Genomic DNA, 21395 nt, shown 5'->3' with positions numbered 1-21395 from the left:
GATACGGAATGTCGACATTAAAAGGAACACTTAATATGCTGTATCGAATGATTAAAGAACACGCAGGAGCAGGCGATAAAGCTCATTCAGTGGCAGATACAGAGCATAATGGATTTATGAGTTCAAAACAAAGTGACGAATTGGACGCTGCGAGTGGTCGACGCACGGTATTACCTGTAGGAGCGGATGTATTTACGTTAACGCCTGGACATTACGAGGGAGTTAACATGATTAATTCCCCCAATAACGGTTTAGTAGAAATTGATGTATCTATTGGTGCAGGTGGCAGAAAACAAATTTTCTTATGCGTTTCAAGTACTGGACAATTATGGTCATACACTTGGCATTCTACTGGTAGTGTCGATAATTTTGGTTGGATGTCCATTCCACGTAGGAAGACACTGTGGGCTGGATCGCTACACTCACCTGGTCAAAACATGACACTTAATGATTCACTTTCAAAATTTGATTATTTAAACGTCGAATTCGACAATGGGGCTATTGGCCGAAGCGTGACAAAAATATTAATTTCTGGCGGAAATGTTGAATCAATGAATCAAGCCAAATCAGATTCTTATGCAGAAATTTCTTTATACGAGGCTGGTGTTTGGAAAAAAACAGACACCAGCATGACGCTGGTAACGAATAGGAAAATGCATTTAAGCGGAACAAATGGGTTAGTGATAGATGATAGTGGCTTGGGAGCAATCGTTAAAATAGAGGGGGTGATTGAATGATTAAAATTAGTTTAAATCACTTAAATGAGGTTATTAATTTTGCTAAAATTGGTGATATTGAAAATTCAATTGAATACGTTGGCGTAATCCCAGACGATTTTGAAGTTAAATTCAAACCGTCTTTTTTTATGCTTGAAAATGATGTGATTATCGGTAATCCGGACTATAAAGAACCGGTCATTGAGGAACCAAGTAAGGTCCCAACTAAAACGGATAAAACAATCGCACAATTAATGTTACAGCAAGCGCAGCAAAAGCTGGCCCAGGATAAATTTAACGCTCAAATGTTGTTAGAGATAGCTAAATCAAAGGAGAATACAAATGTTTGATTATATTAAGACATATTATGAAATGGGATTGTATACAAAAGAAAATCTAGAGACGTTTCAAACGTCAGGCATGATCACTGTGGGAGAATATGGTGAATTAGTTAAATAAAAAATTCAAAAATGAAATGAGGTGATGAGATTGGATAACGATAAAGATGTGGTTGACCGTTTAGCTCGCATTGAAACAAAACTAGATGTTTTTAATAAGGTCGAAATAAAAGCAAATGATGCGGCTAGAGTGGCTGATAAGGCTTACATGATTGCGAAAGAAAATAAGAAACAAATCGTCGAAATTAAAGATAACAATAAATGGATTTGGGGCTTCGTTATCACATTTGCATTAACGTTAATCACAGGATTTTTAACACATACGATTTAGCAGGCATCATAAATAGGTGTCTATTTTTATACAAAAAATTAGGAGGAAACATATGAAAAATATTAATGTAAATTGGCATTCGAAAGCACTCTGGGTATCACTAACCAGTCTATTCATTGTGTTACTTGAACAAGTATTTGCTTTATTCGGTTTATCGCTACCAGAAGGATTTGAGAGTCAAGTAGGCGGATTAATTAACACACTATTAACAATGGGCGGGTTATTTGGGATTGTATATGACACAACTACAAACAAAGGAGAACATCATGACTTATAAAATAAATAAAACATTCGCATTATCAGGGGCACAAGGCGATGCAAGAAAAGCTAAAAATAACGTTATTGTCCTGCATGATGTCGGTAACATGGGTACAACTGGTAAAGCTAATGCCTCATATGCCAGGGACAATTGGGGAAATGCATATGTCCAGTTCTTTATTGATGGTGACACTGTCTACCAAGTGGGCGAACCAGGCTATGTAGCATATGGTGCTTTTGATTGGGCAAATGAAAATTCACCAGTTCAGATTGAAATTGATAACCAAACGGATCCAGCTAAATTTAAAAAGAGCTATGCTACATTTATTGCTTTAACTCGTGATATGGCCAAGAAATATGATATTGATTTAGACTTAGATACTAAGCATGATTATGGGATTAAAACACATAAATGGGTATCCGATAATAAAACGGGTAATCATCAGGATCCATATGCCTACTTGGCTAAGATGGGTATCTCAAAAGCACAACTCGCTAAAGATTTAAAGAATGGTGTCGGTTCATCAGCTAAACCTAACAAGCCAAGCGCACCAAGTAAACCCAATAAGCCTAGTGTATCAACAGGTATTAAATGGATTGCGCAAAAAGGAACGTTTAAATTAAATTCAAACTTGCCATTAACAAAAGACGCTAGTGGTAAGGGTGCTTTAATCGCTAATATTGGTAAAGGTCAATCTATTGATTACAACGCTTATGGAATTGGTAATGGTTACGTCTGGATTAGACAACCACGAGGTAATGGATATGGTTACATGGCTACTGGTAACGCAGCGAACGGTAAACGTAAAGATTACTGGGGTAGTTTTAAATAATTAAATGCTAAAATTAAAGCCAACTTCTTATTGATTTAAGAGGTTGGCTTTTTTATTTTGACTTATTTCAATTCTTATTTTGAAAGAAAGTTTATTACTTTTTAATTCAAGTGTAGTACAATAAGTTAATAAGTTAATTAATAGGAGGTAGTAGAGCATGCAAAATTTTATTAATATAACAGTTAAGACCATTAGTGATGCAGTTGCTTTTTCAGATATTTTAAAACTTTCTAAAAAGGATACTCCACATAAAAATCAGTCAAAAACTGTAGGTGGATTTACTAATAAAGATTGGGAAAATATTGGTAGTGATATGAAGCGAGGAATAATACAGTTTGGAAAACAATAATGAAAATAGTTTAGCAAATAATTCCAATAATCTAGATAAAGACGACCAAGAAATACTTGATCAGGTTAAAAATCTTCCTATTTCAGAAAATGAAAAAGAAGATATAATTGCTACTATGGAAATGTACAGTGGTCCCATTCCTCATCCTAAAATATTAGCAGGTTATCAGGCGCTTTATCCTGATGCTGCAGAGAAAATAATTGAAAATGGATTAGAAGAATCACGTCATAGAAGAACACTAGAAACAGCTCGTCAGAAACGCAGAGGAAATTTAGCGTGGGCATCCATGATTATTCTTACTATAGTTTGTGTTGTTTTTATGATTTTTTCATTTGAATTAATTATGACAGGACATACTGCAATAGGATCAGTTTTTGGCGCTGGCTCTTTTTTAACATTTTTAGGAACATTGGTAAATAATGTTACTATATTGTCGGGAAATAATGATATATCATCAGAGAATAATGATAAAGATAATTAAATAGAAGATAAAGCCTATCTCTTAATTGAGGTAGGCTTTTTGTTTGGTTAAAAATAATTAAACATTAACAAAAATAATGTTTTGTCAAAGTTCGATATACACGTAATTGTCCAACTTCAACAAAAAAATTAATTTGTTGAAGTCTTATTTTCTCAATTAACCTAAAATATTCCAAAACGCAGTCATATCAGTTAGTCTGTTTTTTATTAATTAAACTAAAATGTTTTTTCTACTATTGATATAGTTAGTTATAAGACATCAAATAATAGTTGATTGTAATAAAAAATTCAACTCGTAATATAGATACGAATTGAATCAGAAAATAGCTATTATTCTACGTTAACCACACAAAAACCACACAAAACGTCTAAAAAGCACGGTGTTAAAGGTAATGGGATGTCCCTGATCAGAGTCGAACTGATGACCTACCGCTTAGGAGGCGGTTGCTCTATCCAGCTGAGCTACAGAGACAAATGACTAGCTACTTCAGTATAAATGGCAGAAATAAATAAGTCAATTTGATTTTAATGGTAAGGCTAATACGTGCTGGAATTTGTGATAAGATATAATAATATCTTAATGAAAGTGTGAGTAAAATGACAGGAAAAGAAAGACAAGAAAGTATTAAAGAACAATTGCGTAATAATGAAGTTTCAATTAGTGCGAATCAGTTTGCTAAACAATTTAAGGTGAGCCGCCAAACAATTGTGGGAGATATCGCATTGCTTAGAGCCCATGGTGAAAAGATTTTGGCATCGTTCAATGGTTATACCTATGAAAAAAGGCCAAATCAAATTATTAAAATGATTGTCTGCAAACACCAAGCTAGACGTGTTAGGGAAGAGTTAGACATTTTAGTTCGTAATGGTGCTGAAATGCAAGATGTCACTATTAATCATGAAATTTATGGTGAGTTGTCTGGAACGTTACTGATTAAAACGCCAAGTGATGTAAATGAATTTATGACAAGAATCAATGAGAATAAAGAACATCTTCTTTCAGAACTAACGTCAGGGATTCACACACATCTGATTAAAGTCCCATCTGAAGAAAGTTTTGTTAAAATTCAACAAGAATTAGCGGATGCTGGTCTTAGTTATCAAACAGATTAATTTGACAAGACATCCATTCATTGGCATACTTTGTTCTAGAGGATGTCAAGACACCTTTAAATAAATGGATGGAAAGAGACGTTGTTAGATGGATGCTCAGAAAAAGAAGGAACATAAATTACTTGCTGTTGCAGGATTTGCATGGTTATTTGATGCAATGGATGTTGGTCTTTTATCATTTTTAATTACAGCACTTGAAAAAGAATGGCATTTATCAGAAGTTCAAATGGGTTGGATTGGTAGTGTGAGTTCAATCGGAATGGCTGTTGGTGCTTTAATATTTGGTATGTTGGCCGATCGTATGGGTCGGAAAATTATTTTAATTGTAACGCTATTATTCTTTTCAATTGGTAGTGGGCTGTCTGCATTAGCAACAGGCCTGACCTTTTTCCTCATCATGCGGTTCTTTGTTGGAGCCGGACTTGGTGGTGAATTACCGGTAGCATCAACACTTGTTTCTGAAAATGTTGCACCTAAAAGACGTGGTCGAATTGTTGTTTTACTCGAAAGCTTTTGGGCAGGTGGATGGATTGTTTCAGCAATTGTTGCGACAGTTGTGATTCCTAGATATGGTTGGCGAGTAGCAGAAGTCGGAACGATGTTGACGGCTATTTATGCTATCTTTATGCGTTTAGGAATGAGAGACATAAACGAACCTACAGTTATTGATAAAATGCAGCGATTATCATTTTTTGCGTCAATTCGAGAGGTTTGGTCGAAAGCATACCGTCGCCAAACAAGTATGTTGTGGATTCTTTGGTTTACCGTCGTATTTTCTTATTATGGGATGTTCCTTTGGTTACCCAGTGTGATGGTGATGAAAGGATTCGATCTGGTTCATAGTTTTAGTTATGTTATGATCATGACTTTAGCGCAGTTGCCGGGTTACTTCAGTGCAGCATGGTTAATTGAAAAGTTAGGTCGCAAACTTGTTTTAATTAGTTATTTATTAGGAACGGCTTTATTTGCGTTTCTTTTTGGAAATGCAGTTAGTGTCTTCTCACTGGTTACTTATGGCGCTTTACTGTCATTCTTCAATCTCGGTGCATGGGGTGTGATGTACGCCTATACGCCAGAACAATATCCATCCGTAATTCGTGGAACGGGAACAGGGATGGCGGCTTCATTTGGCCGAATTGGTGGTATTATTGGGCCATTGTTAGTTGGTTATTTGATTAGTAATCACGTTACTGTGGGTCATATTTTCACATTATTCTGCATAGCCATCGTAATCGGTGTGATTGCCGTTTTCTGGTTAGGTGATGAAACTAAAGGAAAAATTTTGGATTAACATTAAAAAAGTATCTAAATGGTAGTCAACTAATGATTGTCTACGGCATTCGTGGATTCGCAACTATTTATCAATGGATAGAACAATTTAAATTGTTTGGAATAACCGGGTTAGAAAATTCATTCAAGAAGATTTTTTATGACTATTTCTTTAAAATAAGAGTTATTAAATGGCGTCAGATCTCAAGAAAAAGCCCAGATAATTTCTGAGCTAAGGCACTTCAAACGTGAATTGAACGTGGGTTAGGGTAGTCTTTATATGCTATACTGAATAAATAGAAAAGTGAAAAGACGGTGGCTATTCTTGAGGAGAGGTGATGCTTATGAAAATAAGTGTTCAATCTAGGAAAGGAAATGCCTGATTGTATCTAATCGGAATTGTACTTGTGATTTTAGGCGGAGTATCAGCAATCATATTAGCTTTTGCTAAAGTAATCAATGCTGTAACAAAACTCATTATTTCATGGCAAGACTTAAAAAAGACACAAAAAAAATAATCGTCTCATTATCTTTGGCGAGATAAACGATTATTAGTAATTAAAATCTGGTCACCGTCTTAAACGGTTCTATGTGAGAAGTCCTGTTGAAGCAGGGCTTCTTTTTCATATATTTAGTATAGCACAGTTAGTCATAGTAGGTAATAACTGTGCTATAATTTATCAATTTTCTTTACGTTATATGTTGTGTTCGGAAATACTGATTAGATGAAAGAAAATGATTAATTGGATCTAATCGGAATTTCGTTTGTGATTTTAGGTGGAGTATCAGCAATCATATTGGTTTTTGCTAAAGTGATTAATGCTGTAACAAAACTAGTTATCTCATTGTAAGACTTAAAAAAGACACAAAAAAAGGCTCTACAATATTTGTTGGTGATAGAAAATCGATCACTGGCGGCAATTTTTATATATAATAATACAAAAAAAGGAACTTCGTTTCCTTAATGGCCAGCCAGCCCAAAAGAAAGAGGTTCCCTCATAGTTAATCATACTAAAGTTTTACTTGGAATAGAAGGCCCAAATATTATTATAATAATATTTGGGCCTTCAGTCTGATAGTACTATTTTTAATTATGGTTGGCGAACTATTATTCTAAAATTACATAAATAAACTTTCCACTGTAAAAAATACCACGGGTACTTTTTGGCACAAACAACAACACATTGTTTTATTTCACTTAACTGCCGTAAAGCTTGTATTGAAAAGTTAAAAGAACTCGCTAATTCGACTTCGCTATAATTAGGCCCAATCGCCATTACGGAATACGGGAACTTCATTACCATCTTCACGAATACCATCGATTGACATTTTAGCAGATCCGACCATGAAATCAACATGTGTTTGGCTTAAATTTAAACCAGCAGCAGCTAACTCATCATCGTTCATTTTAGTGCCATCTTTGATAGAAAATGGATAAGCAGAGCCAAGTGCGAGATGATCACTCGCATTCTCATCGAATAATGTATTGTAGAATGTGATTCCTGACTGTGAAATGGGAGAAGGGTCTGGAACTAAGGCAACTTCGCCCAATGATTTGGCGCCATCATCAGTATCAAGTAGGTGTTTCAAGACTTCTTCGCCCTGTTCAGCAGTTGCTTCAATGACTTTACCAGCTTTGAACGTGAATTTCATACCACTTAATGTTGTTCCAGCGTAACTTAATGGTTTTGTCGAAGAGATGTAGCCATCAATGCGTCTAGAATCAGGGGCAGTGAAGACCTCTTCAGTTGGCATATTGGCCATGAATTCGTGACCTTGGGCATCAAATGAGCCAGCGCCTTCCCATAAATGATTTTTGGGTAAACCAATGACGATATCTGTGCCTGGTGCAACATAATGTAAAGCAGAGAACTGTTCTTTATTTAGTTCGTCAGCTTTTGTCCGTAAGGTTAAATCATGTTGGTGCCATGCTTCAATTGGATCGGCATGGTCAATCCGTGTTGTTTTGAAAATCTCTTCCCAAAGACGTGAAACGGCTGCTTCACCTTTTAATTCAGGGAAGACGAGTTCCGCCCAAGCTGTATCAGCAGCTGCGACAACTGTCCAACTGACGTCATTATTTTGAGTGGCTTTACGTAAAGGGCGTAAAGCTTGACCCATAGCCTTTTGACGAGAGGCAATTTTTTCAGAAGGAATCCCAGCAAAAGCATCGGGGTCATCTGACATCACTGAAATACGTGAGGCCTTTTTAGCAACCCAATCTTCAACTTCTGAAGTTGTGTAGCCAGGGACATCTACTAGGCGGTCAAGTGGGGCAAATTCAAGAAATGATTTTGACACATGACTGTCGGCCCATTTGACGATAACTTCACTTGCCCCGGCAGCATAAGCTTCATCAACGATTAAATGAGCTAATTCCTGTTGAGTAACGGAAATTTGGAGCACAATTGTTTGGCCTTTTGACACATTAACACCGACTTTAACGATTAATTCGGCGTATTTTTTGAGTTGATCTTTAAAATTTAATTTTGACATATCAAAACCTCCAAATTCATTTATGAAATAATAATAACATATTAATGAGAAAATGATTAGTGTTTAGAACATTAAATTTTTTCTAACAACTTCAGATTTTTTTCGTTTCTTTGGTATAATACTAATTAGAATCATTATTGAGGAGGCCAATCATGAAAAAAGTGAAAGTTATGACTGTATTTGGCACACGTCCAGAAGCTATCAAAATGGCACCAGTTGTCTTAGAATTAAAAGAACGTAACGCAGAATTTGAAACAGTGACGGTTGTGACAGCACAACATCGTCAAATGTTGGACCAAGTTTTAGACATATTTAAAATAATTCCAGATTATGATTTGAATGTCATGCATGCCAACCAAACATTGAGCGATACCACTCGTAATGTTTTGCAGAAATTGGATGACGTTATTAAACAGGAACAACCTGACATTATTTTAGTTCATGGGGATACGACGACAACATTTGCCGCCAGTATTTCGGCTTATTATAACCAGGTTGCGATTGGGCATGTTGAAGCGGGACTCAGAACGTGGGACAAATATTCACCTTTCCCAGAAGAAATGAATCGTCAGTTAACGGATGTCTTGGCTGATCTGTATTTTGCACCAACCTCACAAAGCGAAGCTAATTTAATATTAGAAAATCATCCGAAAGAAGCAATTTTTGTAACCGGAAATACCGCAATTGATGCTTTAAAACAAACGGTTCAAAAAGAATATAATCATGATGTGTTAGCAGAAGTAAATCCTAACAATAAAATGATTTTATTAACAATGCATCGTCGTGAAAATCAAGGTGAACCAATGCGTCGGGTTTTTGAAGCCATCAAAGAGGTTGTTAATAATCAACCAGATGTTGAAGTGGTCTATCCTGTCCATTTAAATCCAGTTGTTAAGGATTTAGCTAACGAAATTTTAGGTGAAGTAGACCGTGTGCATCTTATTGAACCGTTAGATGTTGTTGATTTTCATAATTTAGCGGCTAAAAGTTACTTTATTATGACGGATTCAGGTGGCGTTCAAGAAGAGGCGCCTTCACTTGGGAAACCAGTGCTGGTTTTGCGTGACAATACAGAACGTCCAGAAGGCGTGGATGCGGGGACATTGAAGTTGGTTGGAACTGACCCTGTAAAAGTTAAAGAAACCATGCTATCATTAATAACTAATAAGAGAGAGTACGAACGAATGGCAAATGCAAAAAATCCCTATGGAGATGGGCAAGCGGCTACTCGGATTTTAGATGCCATTGCTTACCGACTTGGAGATAGTCAGCAAGAACCTGAACGTTTCGAATAAATGGAGGATTTTTAAAGTATGAGCAAACGAACAAAACGTCCCATTATTATTGGTGTGACAGGTGGTACTGGTAGTGGTAAAACAACAGTTAGTAATGCGATCTATTCACAATTAGCTGGTGAATCAATTATGATTTTACAGCAAGATACGTACTATAATGATCAAGCTGATATGAGCATGGAAGAACGTAAAGCAGTTAATTATGATCATCCACTTGCTTTTGATAATGAACGGATGATTAGTGATTTAGAACAATTGTTGAACAATGAAGCCATTGATATGCCAGTTTATGACTACACAAAATTCACGCGTTCAAGTGAGACAATCAGAACAGAACCTCAAGATGTGATTATTGTTGAAGGAATCCTGATCTTAGGGGATGAAAAGCTCAGAAATTTGATGGATATCAAAGTATTCGTTGATACAGATGATGATTTGAGAATCATTCGCCGTATTACCCGCGATATGAAGGAACGTGATCGTTCATTGCAATCCGTTATTGATCAATACGTTAAAACGGTTAAACCGATGTATAATCAATTCGTGGAACCAACAAAACGTTATGCCGATATTATTGTGCCAGAAGGTGGCGCAAATACGGTTGCCATTGATTTATTATCAACTAAAGTTCGTGATATTTTAAAACAAGATTAGACTAAAAAACACTCATAAATTTAGGGCCTACAATATCTGTTGTTGAGTAATAGAGTTTAATTTATTACTGACAACGGATTTTTTGTATAATAACCAAAAGTCTTATGACTTTTGGTTACGGGTTCATCCAGATCCATTATTGTTCAACCACCATAGATGAATTAATAAGAAAGAAGGAATCTCCACATGTCTAAGCATACTAAATTTTGGCTTGAAATTAGAGAAAATAATCTAATGATGATGTTACTCGATTTAACGGCGTTCAACAAAGATATTTTAAATGCAGTGAGTGCCAGTCTTATTTTCCGTATTTAATAACAGAAATTGATATCATTAACCATTTATTAGAGTTATATCCTGAATTTAGAAAAACATATGAACCATGAATCAAATAAGAATAAGATCAGCCCTTCATCTGAAATCAAAAATACCCCTTTAGCCAGCACTATTCTAACGGCACTTAGGAGGCCACCAATAATAAAATCAAGGTTATTAAATGTGGTAGTTTTGGCTTTAAAAATTTTTACAGATTTCGAATCAGACTATTTTATACACTCAAAGTACATACAAAAAAAGTTCTAATCACTAAGTGATCAGAACTTTTTTGTATTATGTAACAACAGTTGATGAAGAGGGAAATATATCAGAATATCGAAATCATGCCTTATCATCTTAAATAATATTAATATGGCTAACTTTTTGGATATATTTCACGGAAATCATAAACTATATCTGATTTGTTTACCAAAAGAATTAATTATTTTTTTTATCTTTATAAGTAAAAATGATGGTAGCCAAAATAATGAATATCCAGGATGCAATCACAACTACTAGCCTATTTTTAGTAATAATTTTAGAGCGATAATTAAGTACTAATCTATTTTCCCCTATTTTAGTTGATTTAATGACCGGACTGCCCATAGGCAATAACTTAATCTTTTTTGGATTAAGTTTATTACCGTTTAGATTAACAGTTGAATGATTATATATCACGATTGGTAAGGATATAGATTCACCTTTAGTCATTGCTTTCCAACTAATGACTAAAGATCCATCACTTTTAACTATTTTCTTAACATGGGCTTTGTTCATAAGGATTTCATTTTTATAATCTCTATAAGGACGGTTACTAACTCCACGGTTAGCGGGTAAGTAGTCAGGGGTAGGTTTTTGAACTATGTTTAACCCTTTCACTAAATCTTTACTAGTAAATGATTTAGTGATTTGATTGTTACTTACATGGTCTGATACTATGATGTTCTCTCTTGCTACGATAGGATTTTCTGAATTCCAAAGTTCACTCTTTTGTTGAATTTCTCCATAAGATTGTCCTAAAATAAAAATACTTCCCACAATCAAAAATAACTTCCCGTTTTTTTGTAAGTTTTGGGAGGAGATTGTTGAACCAAATCCTGCTAATAGTAGAATAGAAGCAAAACTATAAAAGCGATAGGGAAATTGTAAAAGTGTTTGAAATTGTGGAATTATAGTTGATAGCTTTGTCCAAGGAACTAAATTTGAACTTAGAATATAAAAAAATATACCTAAAATGGTGACTATTCTATTGGATGTATTTAGCTCACTCCATTTTGAAAATAGCCAAATGATTTGTAAGATGAAGATTGTACTCATGATTAGACCAATTTGTGTATTAATATTAATACTAAAGGTTGACCTCGACATATTTAAATAAGCAACAGTGGGATATAATTTATTTGTTGTAAAGACGTCAAGGAAAGCGCCCCAAACATTAAACGTCAGAATTAACGTTAATAGACTTGCAATAAAGCATTTTATTAAAAGACTAAATTTTTGATTAGTTTTAATGAAGCCAACAATGAAAAAAACAACTAAAACTCCGATTGACATTAGGGTACTGAATACGTGTATTTGAATGAGCAATGAGACAATTAATGCTAAAGGGAGTACTTTCAAACCTTTTGCATTATTTTTAATCATCTTAAGCCCAGTCAAAACTATCAGCGGTAGTAACATAACTCCAAAGGTCATAAAATTTTGAGAGGATGACCAACGAATGATATAAAAACTACCCATGAAAAGAATAGAAGTAAGTATCGAAATTTTCTTGGTAGAATTCATCTCTCTAGATAAAAAGTACATCGAATAGCCACTAATAAAGTAAATGAAAAAAGAAGTTATAATTTCGAATTTAATCCAACTATGAACGAACAATAATAATAGTCCTAAAAGGTAAGTGATTCCGGGGCCGTATAGAGCGTTAACAATTCGACCACTTTGATGAAAACCATAATTAGATTGAAAATAATTGAAATTACCTGTTTTAAATTGCATATACGTATCATAGACACGGTTAAAATGAAATATTGAATCAGCACCCAATATTAAACTATGATTTAACATTAAAGGAAGCACTAAAAATAAACTAGTACTAAAAATAACACCAAATATAAGTCCATTTTTTTTTAAACAGCTAAAATTTCTTTCCAAAATAACATCTCCCTAAATAATTTATTTAATAGATTTAAGTAGTAAGAATATCATTATTACTAATCTTTAACAATAGATACATAATTACCGATTTTTAAAATAACGCCAAATAATAGGAACAAGAATATAAATAAACCAAATGAGTACGCCTAAAATACTTAGAATGATTCCTACGTATAGTCCGGGAGTTTCATAGTGATAAACAATTTGATGTGAACCACTTTTTAGTTTTAGACCAACAAAGGCAATATTGGTCTTTAAAACAGGAATAGAATGTCCGTTATCAGTAGCTTTCCAGCCTTTAGAATAAGGAATAGAAGAGGTTAAAATACCTACTTTACTAGTTGTCATATTTCCAGATACTTGGTTAGTTGTAAACTTTAAATCATTCAGTTTGTGACTTTGTAGTTTGCGAACCTCTTTTACATAAGTTTTACCAAGAGGAACTGCAGTCACGTTAATCTTGAATGAGTAAGTACCAGGTTTTGATAGTAAAAGATTAAGACTACTTGGAAACTTTTTCAAATACCCCATGTTAAAAGTTGTATCTGATAGTACTTTATAGAATGATGAATTTTCAACGCTTAATTGGTTAATTTTATTGGTTGTTTTTGCTGATTGAATTGAAATTGAATAACCAGTACCAGACGTACCAGAGCGTAATTGCTTTCTGAACGCCTTTTTCTCTGATAACGACCTATTTATGTCTAATAATTCATTTGACTGATTACTAGCATTATTTAATACTGACAATTGAATTTGTTTTTTTGATGATAATGATTTTTGTTTGATTCCGGATAAGGAAATGTGCAACTCGGAATTTTTATATTTTTCTGGATATTTAAATTTAATCTTAAATTGGTCTAAATCAGGATTAGTTATAAACTTATTATTTTTAATGACGCTAGTCTTTTCATTTGATTGGCCAATATTAGATTTTTTTTCGATTATGAAGGGAACATCTTCAGTGCTAGATTCTAGCGATGCTTTCGTTAATCCGGTAGAATCATTGACACTAACAGCTTTAGAAAGGTTTCTTTCTTTATCGCTTGGAGATAATTTTTGATAGTTCTTATCTGAAATGACAGTTGATTGCCAGTAGATAAGTGGAAAATTATTCTTAGTTGAGTAGCGGTCAGTTTGCGTTATTTTACCGGTATCGGTAATGGCCGATTTAGATAATGTATAACCATAAGGGATTTTTGCGATAGTATCGTTATTTTTTTTTGAAAATAGATATTTAACGCCTAAAAAGTTATTTGCGACGGTTCGATCGTCAAAGTTTTCGATGGGGACATTATTGTTGTACTGAACATTGCCTAAAATATTTGAAAATTTGCCAATATCACCATTTTGGATAGAGTAGTAAGAATTAATTATATTTAAGTGACTATTTAAGTTGTTTCTTAATTTAAAATTGGCACCTAAATCGTAGTTAGTACTACTTGTTGATGCGCGAAATGAGTTTGATGTGGGGATAGATTTATCTAAGTCAGAAAAAGCACCTGTTAACAATTTATTATAACTACCAGCTGGAATAAGGGTCTGACTGAAAAAACCGGTAAAAGGTGATGCAAACATAATACCGGTACATGCGATATTAATCAGGATTAACCCAAATATCACACGGTTTGCATTGTCTTTATTCTTATATAAAAGTATAACAATAAAGAAGAGAGTTAAAAAAATAATGGATATAAAAACGTCTGAATTTCCATTAATAAAGAATGGGATAATCAGTAGCAGAAGGTAGCCAACTAACATTTTTGTCAGAAATTTGATCTCAGCTAGTTTTATTGTGGCCAATGAGTCAATTAAAAAGGCACTGGTTAACGCGATGGGAAGAAATAAAGTCAGAATCCAACGGTTAGATGTTGATTGGAAACCATTGAATATAGCACCGAACATTGGGAATAGGAGCATAATTAGACCAATAATAAGGCTAATAGAAATTAATGGATATTTTTTATGATGATAAAAAATATGGAAAATAGCAATTACAGCAAAGCTACTTAAACCTAATTTTGTCCAAAAGGTTGATTCACCACTGGCAAGTAATTGAGCAGGAAGATTGATGTAGTAGTATGCTGGAAATAAAGTTAAGCCATTAGCAAATACCCCCCCTGAACGAGTTGAACCGAGGATTGCGATAGTTGATGGAACTAGCATGAAAGCAGATAGTAACAGACTGATTAGTGCTGTTACTATGAACGTTCTAGTTATACGTAAAAAAGATAAATTTTTTCGGTAATACAGTAGGTAGCGTAAAATTAAGTAAATTAAGGCACCAACTACCAAGATAATTGAGAAATAAAAATTATTAATAAAGGTCCATGACAGTATTAAAATAAAAAAATGTGGTTTCTGACTTTGTAAAATTTTCTCGATACCAATAATAAGTAGTGGAAAAATAATGAAGGGTGTCAGAAAGAATGGCTGCATTAATGATGAATAGAGTGTGAATGATGTAAAGGTATAGATGAAGGTTCCACCTAAGATAGAACTGTTAGTCAGATTAAAGTGTCTTGCAAAGAAAATAAAAGATGCCCCAACACAGAATAACCTCAAGATTAGTGTGAACTGATAAACAGTAATCACGGAACTTGAAGGAAATAATAAGCTGACATAAGAAAAAATATCACCAATGATATAATAGGCAAAGATTTGGAACTGATCAGCGCCAAGACCTAATTTCCATGACCACATGGTTAATGGTTGAAATGGATGTTGGAGATAAGTACCAAGCAAGTTTCGATAGTTTTCTAAGATAGGTAGATGCTGTTCTGCGGGATCATGACTTTGAATGAGTGAATATCCAAAAAAGGCATAAGTGCCAAAAATAAGAGCGGTAAGGACTAAAAAAAAGGCAATATAGTATAAGTAAACCATTTTAGACTTTTTAATACCGAATTGAAATGTCATAATAAGTGACTCCTTACTTTTTACGATTTAAATATAACAAAAAAGGTGTTTATAAATTATTATGAATACCTTGTTGATTGATTTTTTAATTAAGTGATTTCTTTCTCTTATTATGTGTAGGTAAGGATAAACCAGACTGTTAAATATCCTTTTTTGAACTGAACACATCTGATTCTTTTACAATATAAATAGGTCGATTTTTAACTTCTAAGAAAATTTTTCCAAGATATTTTCCTAAGATACCAACACAGAATAGTTGGATACCACCCATCATTAAGATAATTGAAATAGTAGAGGGCCATCCAGCAGTTGGATCACCATAGACTAAAGCTCTAATAATAATAAAGATGATAGCAAAGAAAGAGCCAATAAATGACAAAAAGCCAACGTAAGTTGCAATTGAAAGAGGTGCCTCAGAGAATGCGATAATGCCGTCTAAAGAGTATTTAAATAATCCCCAGAAATTCCAACTGGTTTTTCCGGCAATACGTTCTTGATTTGTGTACTCTAAATATTTTGTGTTAAAACCTACCCAGCTAAAAATACCTTTTGAGAACCGATTGTATTCCGACATAGATAAAACGGCATCAACCATTTGACGGGTCATCAATCGATAGTCACGCGCACCGTTTACAATTTCAGTACTTGAAATACGGTTAATTAGCTTGTAAAAAAGAGTCGCAAAGGCAGAACGAATAGCAGGTTCACCTTTACGGGTCGTTCGACGTGTACCAACACAATCGTAATCATTATCGGGATCTTCTAAAATAGCTAACATTTTAGGTAAGAAAGAAGTTGGATCTTGTAAATCAACATCCATAACTGTGACATAGTCGCCAGTAGATTTTTGAAGGCCACAATATAGGGCGGCTTCTTTACCAAAGTTACGTGAAAATGAGGCATAATGAACGGTTTCTGGATGTTTTTTTTGTAACTGACGCATTTCACTAAGTGACTTATCTGATGAGCCATCATTAATAAACCAATATTCTAATTGAATATTTGGTAAGTTAACAGATTCTTTTTCAACCGCATCAAAAAAGAGTGGGATAGATTCTTGTTCGTTGTAGCATGGAACGACAATTGAAAGAACTTTGGTTGACATAAATGGAGCCCTCCTAAATATGAATTAAATTTTATGATTTTTTGAAAATAAATAGTTTACTAAATGCATAATTAATTACAACAATGAAGACTTGGTCAATTAACTTAACAAGTGAAGCATCTAAGTGGAGTACAGAAATACCAATTGTCATAATCAGTTGATCGATGACTAATGATAGAATCCGGAAACCAAAGAATGACAGAATTTCACGCATTAGACCAGAAAAGTTAGCATTTTTTGAACCAAAAACCCAGAGCTTATTCGTAACAAATGCAAAAATAACAGAGACAAACCAAGCAATGATGTTGGCAAACTGATAGTTCACGCTAAGATAGGAATGGAAAATAACAAAAATAATAATATTTATTAAAGTTGTTAGTCCACCAAAAATTAAATACGAAATTAATGCATAATGCGTTCGAATTAATTCATTAATTTTTTTCATAGGTTAATTTTCACCAACATTTGCTTTATCAAATAATTCTTTAGCAAAACCTTCAAGTTTCTCAATATCTTCTTCTTCGGGGGCTAAATCAATTTTTAGATTAGCTGTACCCTTAGTTGCGCCAGCTGATTCAAATGCGTCACCATACTTGTCCACGGCAGTACCGAAGAATTCACCATAGAATGTATCGCCAGACCCAGCAACGCCGAATAACTTACCAGTTAGATCAAGTTCTTGTAAGTCTTCATAGAACTCCATTCCTTCGTCAGGGAGTGACCCTTCATCATAAGTGTAAGGGACAACCACACTTATATCGAAGTTGGTTAAATCAGAGGCATCTGATTGTGAGATTTCCTCCATCTCAACGGTGGCACCTAAATTCTCGAATGCTTCTGTAATAATGTCAGCAACATCTTCATTATTACCTGTAATTGTTGCAAAAATAACCTTAGCTGAAACCAAACTAAATTCCTTCTTCCATTTTTAAATAATACTCAAAGTATATCAGATAAAAAAATGATTGTGAAAGGAATTAAGCATCTCGTAACAAATTCTAATCAATTGCGGTATAATAATTAAGAAGAATTATTTATAACTTAGGAGGAAATATTTATATGATCACATTAAAATCAGATCGCGAGATTGAAGAAATGCGTGCTTCAGGTGCTATTATTGCCGGGATGCATAAGGGATTACGCGATGTTATCAAACCAGGTATTTCTAGTTGGGAAATTGAAACTTTCTCACGTAAATATATTGAAAGCCATGGCGGTGTTGCTGAACAAATTGGTTTCGAAGGTTACAAATACGCAACTTGTGTCAGCATTAATGATGAAATCTGTCATGCTTTTCCACGTAAAGGGTTAATTTTAAAAGACAATGATTTAGTTAAAGTGGATACAGTTGTTAGTTTACATGGCGCAATGAGTGATTCTTGTTGGAGCTATGTTGTTGGTGAATCAACGCCAGAAATTGATAAATTAATGGCAGTCACACATAAAGCACTTTACTTAGGGATTGATCAAGCAGTTATTGGTAACCGTATTGGTGATATTGGTCATGCTATTCAGACTTATACGGAAGACCAAATGGGTTATGGCGATGTCCGTGAATATGTCGGGCATGGTATTGGACCAACAATGCATGAAAGTCCTTCAGTTCCTCACTATGGCCAAGCTGGTAAAGGGTTACGCCTTAAAGAAGGAATGACCATTACAATCGAACCCATGATTAACGTTGGCGGTTGGGAATCAGAAAGTGACGATCCTAATGGCTGGACTGCAAGAACTGCTGATGGTAGTTTGTCATGTCAATATGAACATGTGATTGTCATCACAAAAGATGGTCCCAAGATTTTAACATCACAAGATCCAGAATTTGACGCAAAATATCTATAAAATCTTCACTAACTATATTCAAAAATTGCCTTTAGATTAAATAAGTTTATTTTTAACTTATTTAATCTAAAGGCAATTTTTTTAATTTTAAATCGAATTCATGATAGAATTTACTACTTTAAATGATTAGGTGTGATAAAATATAATTTAATAATTGTTGGGATAAGATAAAAAGGTTAGTAATTAAATGAATGGATGAGGTGTATTGGGAAGATGGAACGATTAATTATTGTAGTACCTGCATATAATGAAGAAGAATCATTACCTAAATCAATCAGGGTATTAGACGAATTATTAGAAGGTTTTATCGAACAAAAACGTATTTCAGAGAAAAGTAAGATTCTTTTTGTTAATGATGGTTCAAGTGATAAAACATGGGAGATTATTAAGAGTAGTGCTGAACAAAATAAAAACATAACGGGAATTCAATTTAGTCGTAATTTTGGCCATCAAAATGCAATTATTGGTGGATTAACAGCAGCACGTGATTATGGAGATGTTTTCATAACGATTGATGCTGATCTTCAAGATGATGTTGAGGCAATGAGTCAGATGTTGGACGCTCGGTTAGAAGGTTATGATATCGTATATGGTGCCAGAAATGCTAGAGAAACAGATACAAAATTCAAGCGATGGACTGCAGAATTATTTTACGGATTTATGAAAAAAATTGGAGTGGAAATGGTACCAGATGCGGCAGATTATCGGTTAACTTCTCAACGTGTTGTAGATCATTTGTTACAGTACAAAGAACGTAATCTCTTTTTAAGAGGTATTATTCCGAAGATTGGTTATCCTAGTACAGTTGTCTATTATGCACGGAAAGAACGAGAAGCTGGGGAATCGAAATACCCCTTAAAGAAAATGTTAGCATTCGCATGGGATGGAATTACTTCATTTTCGATGGCGCCAATGCATTTCGTTTTAGGAATGGGTGTTATAACGACCTTGGTTTCATTTTTTATGGTAGTTTATTCAATTTGGCAATATCTTTCTGGACGAGTCATTCCAGGTTGGTCGTCCTTGATGATTTCAATTTGGTTTATCGGTGGAATTCAACTGATTGGGATTTCTGTGATTGGCGAGTATGTTGGAAAAGTCTTTAATGAAACTAAAGAGCGTCCTCGATTTATTATTCAGGATAATCTGTTGGTGACGGAGAAAAAGATAAATGAAAAGAAATAATTATTTTAAATTATCATTTATAGCACCGATTTTTGTGGTACTACTGGGGTGTTTGTTAACAATAGGCTCTTCACCATTATTTCAAACAAACAGCTGGGTAGATAGCAATGCAATGTTAACGATGGGAAGAGCAATGCTTCATGGGCTTGTTCCCTATAAGGATGTGATTGATCAACGCGGACCGGTCCTATACGCAATCTACGCTATTGGTGCGATTATAAAAGAAACAAATTTTTTTGGCGTATTTCTTATACAGGTTGTAAATGTTTTGATTATTTATACGTTATCTTTTAAAATTGCTAAAGATAGTGAGACTAATATTCAGCCACAGTGGATTGCAATTCTTGGGCCCTTGTCGTTGTTTATAACTAGTTCAATGAAGCTAGGTGGTTCTCCAGAAGAATTTGCATTTACATCAGTACTGTATTTATTGTTTATTGTTAATCGTTATCATCAAGATGTTATTGATATGCCACTTAGATCATTCTTTTTTATTGGACTGAATTTGAGCTTGATTTTTTGGAATAAGTATTCAATGATTGGTCCATTTGTTTTATTTTTTATTTGGACATTTTGTCTTTTTATGTACCAAAAAAAATTCCAACGATTTATTAAAGTTTTTTTTGTATCGATTGCGGGCTTTTTAAGTGTATCACTTGTTGTTCTTACTTTTTTCGTTTGGCAAGAAGCTATTAAAAATCTAGTTCAGATATATTTCGTTCAAAATTTGACTGCATACGGTAGTACAGATCAGTCAAAAATTATGAAATTGTGGAATATGTTTTTTCTTGTTAGTAAAGAAATTTCTGCTCACTATATTGTAATATCAATTATTTTGGCCGGCTGGATTAAAATGATTATTCAGAAAAAGAAAATTGCCTTGGAAATAGCTATGTTTTTTTTCGCACTTGTATTTGTTACAATGCAGAAAAAAGGAATGGATTATTATAATTTAGTATGGATGCCTTTTTTAGGGGTTTCACTGATTCGTTTAGTATCAGTTAGACTTGATATTGAAAATAGGGACACAAAGTATCTTTTTTTACCGGTTTATTTATTAATTTCTGCATCATTGCTTAGCCTACCTTTCGTAAATAATCAGAGCTTAAATCAATTAGTATTGAGAGGCGAGAAGGTATCTTATAGTAATGAAAGCTTAAATGCTCAATCTAGTTTTGGAAAAATCATGCGTAAGACGGATAAAAAGCCAACATTAATGTTAATTAACTCTTTAGACGGTGGGTTCTTTTTAGCAACACAATCCTTACCTGTAACAACATTTTTTCATAGATTAAATATGAATTACGATCAATTACCAACTATGTATAAGTCGTTTAATCACAATATGAAAACTAAAAAAGTAGATTTTGTGATTGTCAAATTATATAAAGCTCCTGAAAAGTCAAGGCAAGCACTAATAAAACAAGTTAATGCAGCGATTGATCCTCACTTACGCGCTACGTTAGAAGCTAATTATAAAGTGAAAGCTACGGCACAGAATAGTTTTGCAGAATCTTATGTTTTATTTTATAAAAAATAAGTTGAACTATTTTTATGAGGGGCAATTTCTATAATTAATCTGAGCAGATTTTAAGGCGATTAGTAGCAGATGATTGATTATTTTTAATGAATAATCAGTATTTATAAATATGATAGAATAAAGTTATTATTTAGTAATCT

At 33.9% G+C, this 21395-nt stretch carries 22 protein-coding genes, 1 tRNA gene and 1 pseudogene; 17 read left to right on the top strand and 7 right to left on the bottom strand.

The window, feature by feature from the left end; all coding sequences use genetic code 11:
• Positions 1-8: 8 nt before the first annotated feature.
• From ACVPPR_RS06910 to ACVPPR_RS06875, 8 genes are all read left to right on the top strand, one after another.
• The gene (locus tag ACVPPR_RS06910) at positions 9-737 is read left to right on the top strand and encodes a hypothetical protein (protein WP_462303993.1); all 729 of its coding nucleotides are present in this window, start codon (positions 9-11) and stop codon (positions 735-737) included.
• Positions 734-1066 (top strand): DUF2977 domain-containing protein, encoded by a 333-nt coding sequence (locus ACVPPR_RS06905; RefSeq protein WP_462303992.1) that lies wholly within the window; start codon positions 734-736, stop codon positions 1064-1066. The genes ACVPPR_RS06910 and ACVPPR_RS06905 overlap by 4 nt, the downstream gene beginning before the upstream one ends.
• Positions 1059-1175, top strand: coding sequence for an XkdX family protein (locus ACVPPR_RS06900; protein WP_462303991.1), 117 nt, complete (start codon positions 1059-1061; stop codon positions 1173-1175). Before ACVPPR_RS06905 ends, ACVPPR_RS06900 begins: the two co-directional genes overlap by 8 nt.
• 30 nt (positions 1176-1205) lie before the next feature.
• Positions 1206-1445, top strand: coding sequence for a hemolysin XhlA family protein (locus tag ACVPPR_RS06895; RefSeq protein WP_462303990.1), 240 nt, complete (start codon positions 1206-1208; stop codon positions 1443-1445).
• A gap of 52 nt (positions 1446-1497) precedes the next feature.
• Positions 1498-1722, top strand: a complete 225-nt coding sequence (locus ACVPPR_RS06890; protein WP_462303989.1) for a phage holin — start codon at positions 1498-1500, stop codon at positions 1720-1722.
• Positions 1712-2536: an N-acetylmuramoyl-L-alanine amidase gene (locus ACVPPR_RS06885; RefSeq protein WP_462303988.1), complete on the top strand. Its 825-nt coding sequence runs from the start codon at positions 1712-1714 to the stop codon at positions 2534-2536. The genes ACVPPR_RS06890 and ACVPPR_RS06885 overlap by 11 nt, the downstream gene beginning before the upstream one ends.
• 157 nt (positions 2537-2693) lie before the next feature.
• On the top strand, positions 2694-2885 hold the full coding sequence (locus ACVPPR_RS06880; RefSeq protein ID WP_462303987.1) for a hypothetical protein: 192 nt from the start codon (positions 2694-2696) through the stop codon (positions 2883-2885).
• On the top strand, positions 2872-3366 hold the full coding sequence (locus ACVPPR_RS06875) for a DUF2335 domain-containing protein (protein ID WP_462303986.1): 495 nt from the start codon (positions 2872-2874) through the stop codon (positions 3364-3366). The genes ACVPPR_RS06880 and ACVPPR_RS06875 overlap by 14 nt, the downstream gene beginning before the upstream one ends.
• Positions 3367-3763: 397 nt before the next feature.
• Here the strand turns inward: ACVPPR_RS06875 and ACVPPR_RS06870 are convergent.
• Positions 3764-3837: transfer RNA gene (locus tag ACVPPR_RS06870), tRNA-Arg, on the bottom strand.
• 125 nt (positions 3838-3962) lie between these two features.
• On the opposite strand from ACVPPR_RS06870, the gene ACVPPR_RS06865 reads away from it, so the two are divergent.
• The gene (locus ACVPPR_RS06865) at positions 3963-4478 is read left to right on the top strand and encodes a 3H domain-containing protein (protein WP_462298671.1); all 516 of its coding nucleotides are present in this window, start codon (positions 3963-3965) and stop codon (positions 4476-4478) included.
• A gap of 88 nt (positions 4479-4566) precedes the next feature.
• Positions 4567-5769: an MFS transporter gene (locus ACVPPR_RS06860; protein ID WP_462298670.1), complete on the top strand. Its 1203-nt coding sequence runs from the start codon at positions 4567-4569 to the stop codon at positions 5767-5769.
• A gap of 1238 nt (positions 5770-7007) precedes the next feature.
• On the opposite strand, the gene ACVPPR_RS06855 is transcribed toward ACVPPR_RS06860, so the two are convergent.
• Positions 7008-8243, bottom strand: coding sequence for an aminopeptidase (locus ACVPPR_RS06855; protein ID WP_462303985.1), 1236 nt, complete (start codon positions 8241-8243; stop codon positions 7008-7010).
• A gap of 152 nt (positions 8244-8395) precedes the next feature.
• On the opposite strand from ACVPPR_RS06855, the gene wecB reads away from it, so the two are divergent.
• From wecB to ACVPPR_RS06835, 4 genes and pseudogenes are all read left to right on the top strand, one after another.
• Positions 8396-9538: a non-hydrolyzing UDP-N-acetylglucosamine 2-epimerase gene (gene wecB, locus ACVPPR_RS06850; RefSeq protein ID WP_462303984.1), complete on the top strand. Its 1143-nt coding sequence runs from the start codon at positions 8396-8398 to the stop codon at positions 9536-9538.
• An 18-nt stretch (positions 9539-9556) separates the two neighbouring features.
• Positions 9557-10192, top strand: a complete 636-nt coding sequence (udk, locus tag ACVPPR_RS06845) for a uridine kinase (protein ID WP_462303983.1) — start codon at positions 9557-9559, stop codon at positions 10190-10192.
• Positions 10193-10378: 186 nt separating this feature from the next.
• On the top strand, positions 10379-10507 hold the full coding sequence (locus ACVPPR_RS06840) for a hypothetical protein (protein ID WP_462303982.1): 129 nt from the start codon (positions 10379-10381) through the stop codon (positions 10505-10507).
• A gap of 149 nt (positions 10508-10656) precedes the next feature.
• A pseudogene (locus tag ACVPPR_RS06835) lies at positions 10657-10785 on the top strand (transposase); the annotation flags it as partial.
• A gap of 160 nt (positions 10786-10945) precedes the next feature.
• Here the strand turns inward: ACVPPR_RS06835 and ACVPPR_RS06830 are convergent.
• From ACVPPR_RS06830 to ACVPPR_RS06810, 5 genes are all read right to left on the bottom strand, one after another.
• On the bottom strand, positions 10946-12574 hold the full coding sequence (locus ACVPPR_RS06830) for an MFS transporter (protein WP_462303981.1): 1629 nt from the start codon (positions 12572-12574) through the stop codon (positions 10946-10948).
• Positions 12575-12745: 171 nt separating this feature from the next.
• A complete protein-coding gene (locus tag ACVPPR_RS06825) occupies positions 12746-15583 on the bottom strand; it encodes a YfhO family protein (RefSeq protein ID WP_462303980.1) in 2838 nt (945 codons plus the stop codon).
• Positions 15584-15722: 139 nt separating this feature from the next.
• Complete coding sequence (locus ACVPPR_RS06820) at positions 15723-16688, bottom strand: glycosyltransferase family 2 protein (RefSeq protein ID WP_462303979.1); 966 nt, start codon at positions 16686-16688, stop codon at positions 15723-15725.
• Positions 16689-16719: 31 nt separating this feature from the next.
• Entirely contained in the window at positions 16720-17133 is a 414-nt protein-coding gene (locus ACVPPR_RS06815) for a GtrA family protein (protein ID WP_462303978.1), read from the bottom strand.
• Between the two features lie 3 nt (positions 17134-17136).
• A complete protein-coding gene (locus tag ACVPPR_RS06810) occupies positions 17137-17595 on the bottom strand; it encodes a flavodoxin (RefSeq protein WP_462303977.1) in 459 nt (152 codons plus the stop codon).
• A gap of 152 nt (positions 17596-17747) precedes the next feature.
• Here ACVPPR_RS06810 and map point away from each other — a divergent pair, with 152 nt between their 5' ends.
• The 3 genes from map (at position 17748) to ACVPPR_RS06795 (ending at position 21255) form a co-directional block, all read left to right on the top strand.
• Positions 17748-18530, top strand: coding sequence for a type I methionyl aminopeptidase (gene map, locus ACVPPR_RS06805; protein WP_462298657.1), 783 nt, complete (start codon positions 17748-17750; stop codon positions 18528-18530).
• Positions 18531-18743: 213 nt separating this feature from the next.
• On the top strand, positions 18744-19715 hold the full coding sequence (locus ACVPPR_RS06800; RefSeq protein WP_462303976.1) for a glycosyltransferase family 2 protein: 972 nt from the start codon (positions 18744-18746) through the stop codon (positions 19713-19715).
• Positions 19702-21255: a teichoic acid glycosyl transferase gene (locus tag ACVPPR_RS06795; RefSeq protein WP_462303975.1), complete on the top strand. Its 1554-nt coding sequence runs from the start codon at positions 19702-19704 to the stop codon at positions 21253-21255. Before ACVPPR_RS06800 ends, ACVPPR_RS06795 begins: the two co-directional genes overlap by 14 nt.
• Positions 21256-21395: the final 140 nt, after the last annotated feature.

The sequence above is a fragment of the Dellaglioa sp. L3N genome, assembly GCF_054941095.1.
Note: the sequence above shows the minus strand (reverse complement) of the source record. Positions and strands in the feature narration are given on the sequence as shown.

Coding starts and splice junctions, on each gene's coding strand:
- ACVPPR_RS06815 (WP_462303978.1), bottom strand. CDS start 17,133: ATGAAAAAAATTAATGAATTAATTCGAACGCATTATGCATTAATTTCG.
- ACVPPR_RS06905 (WP_462303992.1), top strand. CDS start 734: ATGATTAAAATTAGTTTAAATCACTTAAATGAGGTTATTAATTTTGCT.
- ACVPPR_RS06840 (WP_462303982.1), top strand. CDS start 10,379: ATGTCTAAGCATACTAAATTTTGGCTTGAAATTAGAGAAAATAATCTA.
- ACVPPR_RS06860 (WP_462298670.1), top strand. CDS start 4,567: ATGGATGCTCAGAAAAAGAAGGAACATAAATTACTTGCTGTTGCAGGA.
- ACVPPR_RS06900 (WP_462303991.1), top strand. CDS start 1,059: ATGTTTGATTATATTAAGACATATTATGAAATGGGATTGTATACAAAA.
- udk (WP_462303983.1), top strand. CDS start 9,557: ATGAGCAAACGAACAAAACGTCCCATTATTATTGGTGTGACAGGTGGT.
- ACVPPR_RS06825 (WP_462303980.1), bottom strand. CDS start 15,583: ATGACATTTCAATTCGGTATTAAAAAGTCTAAAATGGTTTACTTATAC.
- ACVPPR_RS06830 (WP_462303981.1), bottom strand. CDS start 12,574: ATGTTAAATCATAGTTTAATATTGGGTGCTGATTCAATATTTCATTTT.
- map (WP_462298657.1), top strand. CDS start 17,748: ATGATCACATTAAAATCAGATCGCGAGATTGAAGAAATGCGTGCTTCA.
- ACVPPR_RS06910 (WP_462303993.1), top strand. CDS start 9: ATGTCGACATTAAAAGGAACACTTAATATGCTGTATCGAATGATTAAA.
- ACVPPR_RS06855 (WP_462303985.1), bottom strand. CDS start 8,243: ATGTCAAAATTAAATTTTAAAGATCAACTCAAAAAATACGCCGAATTA.
- wecB (WP_462303984.1), top strand. CDS start 8,396: ATGAAAAAAGTGAAAGTTATGACTGTATTTGGCACACGTCCAGAAGCT.
- ACVPPR_RS06890 (WP_462303989.1), top strand. CDS start 1,498: ATGAAAAATATTAATGTAAATTGGCATTCGAAAGCACTCTGGGTATCA.
- ACVPPR_RS06880 (WP_462303987.1), top strand. CDS start 2,694: ATGCAAAATTTTATTAATATAACAGTTAAGACCATTAGTGATGCAGTT.
- ACVPPR_RS06800 (WP_462303976.1), top strand. CDS start 18,744: ATGGAACGATTAATTATTGTAGTACCTGCATATAATGAAGAAGAATCA.
- ACVPPR_RS06885 (WP_462303988.1), top strand. CDS start 1,712: ATGACTTATAAAATAAATAAAACATTCGCATTATCAGGGGCACAAGGC.
- ACVPPR_RS06865 (WP_462298671.1), top strand. CDS start 3,963: ATGACAGGAAAAGAAAGACAAGAAAGTATTAAAGAACAATTGCGTAAT.
- ACVPPR_RS06820 (WP_462303979.1), bottom strand. CDS start 16,688: ATGTCAACCAAAGTTCTTTCAATTGTCGTTCCATGCTACAACGAACAA.
- ACVPPR_RS06795 (WP_462303975.1), top strand. CDS start 19,702: ATGAAAAGAAATAATTATTTTAAATTATCATTTATAGCACCGATTTTT.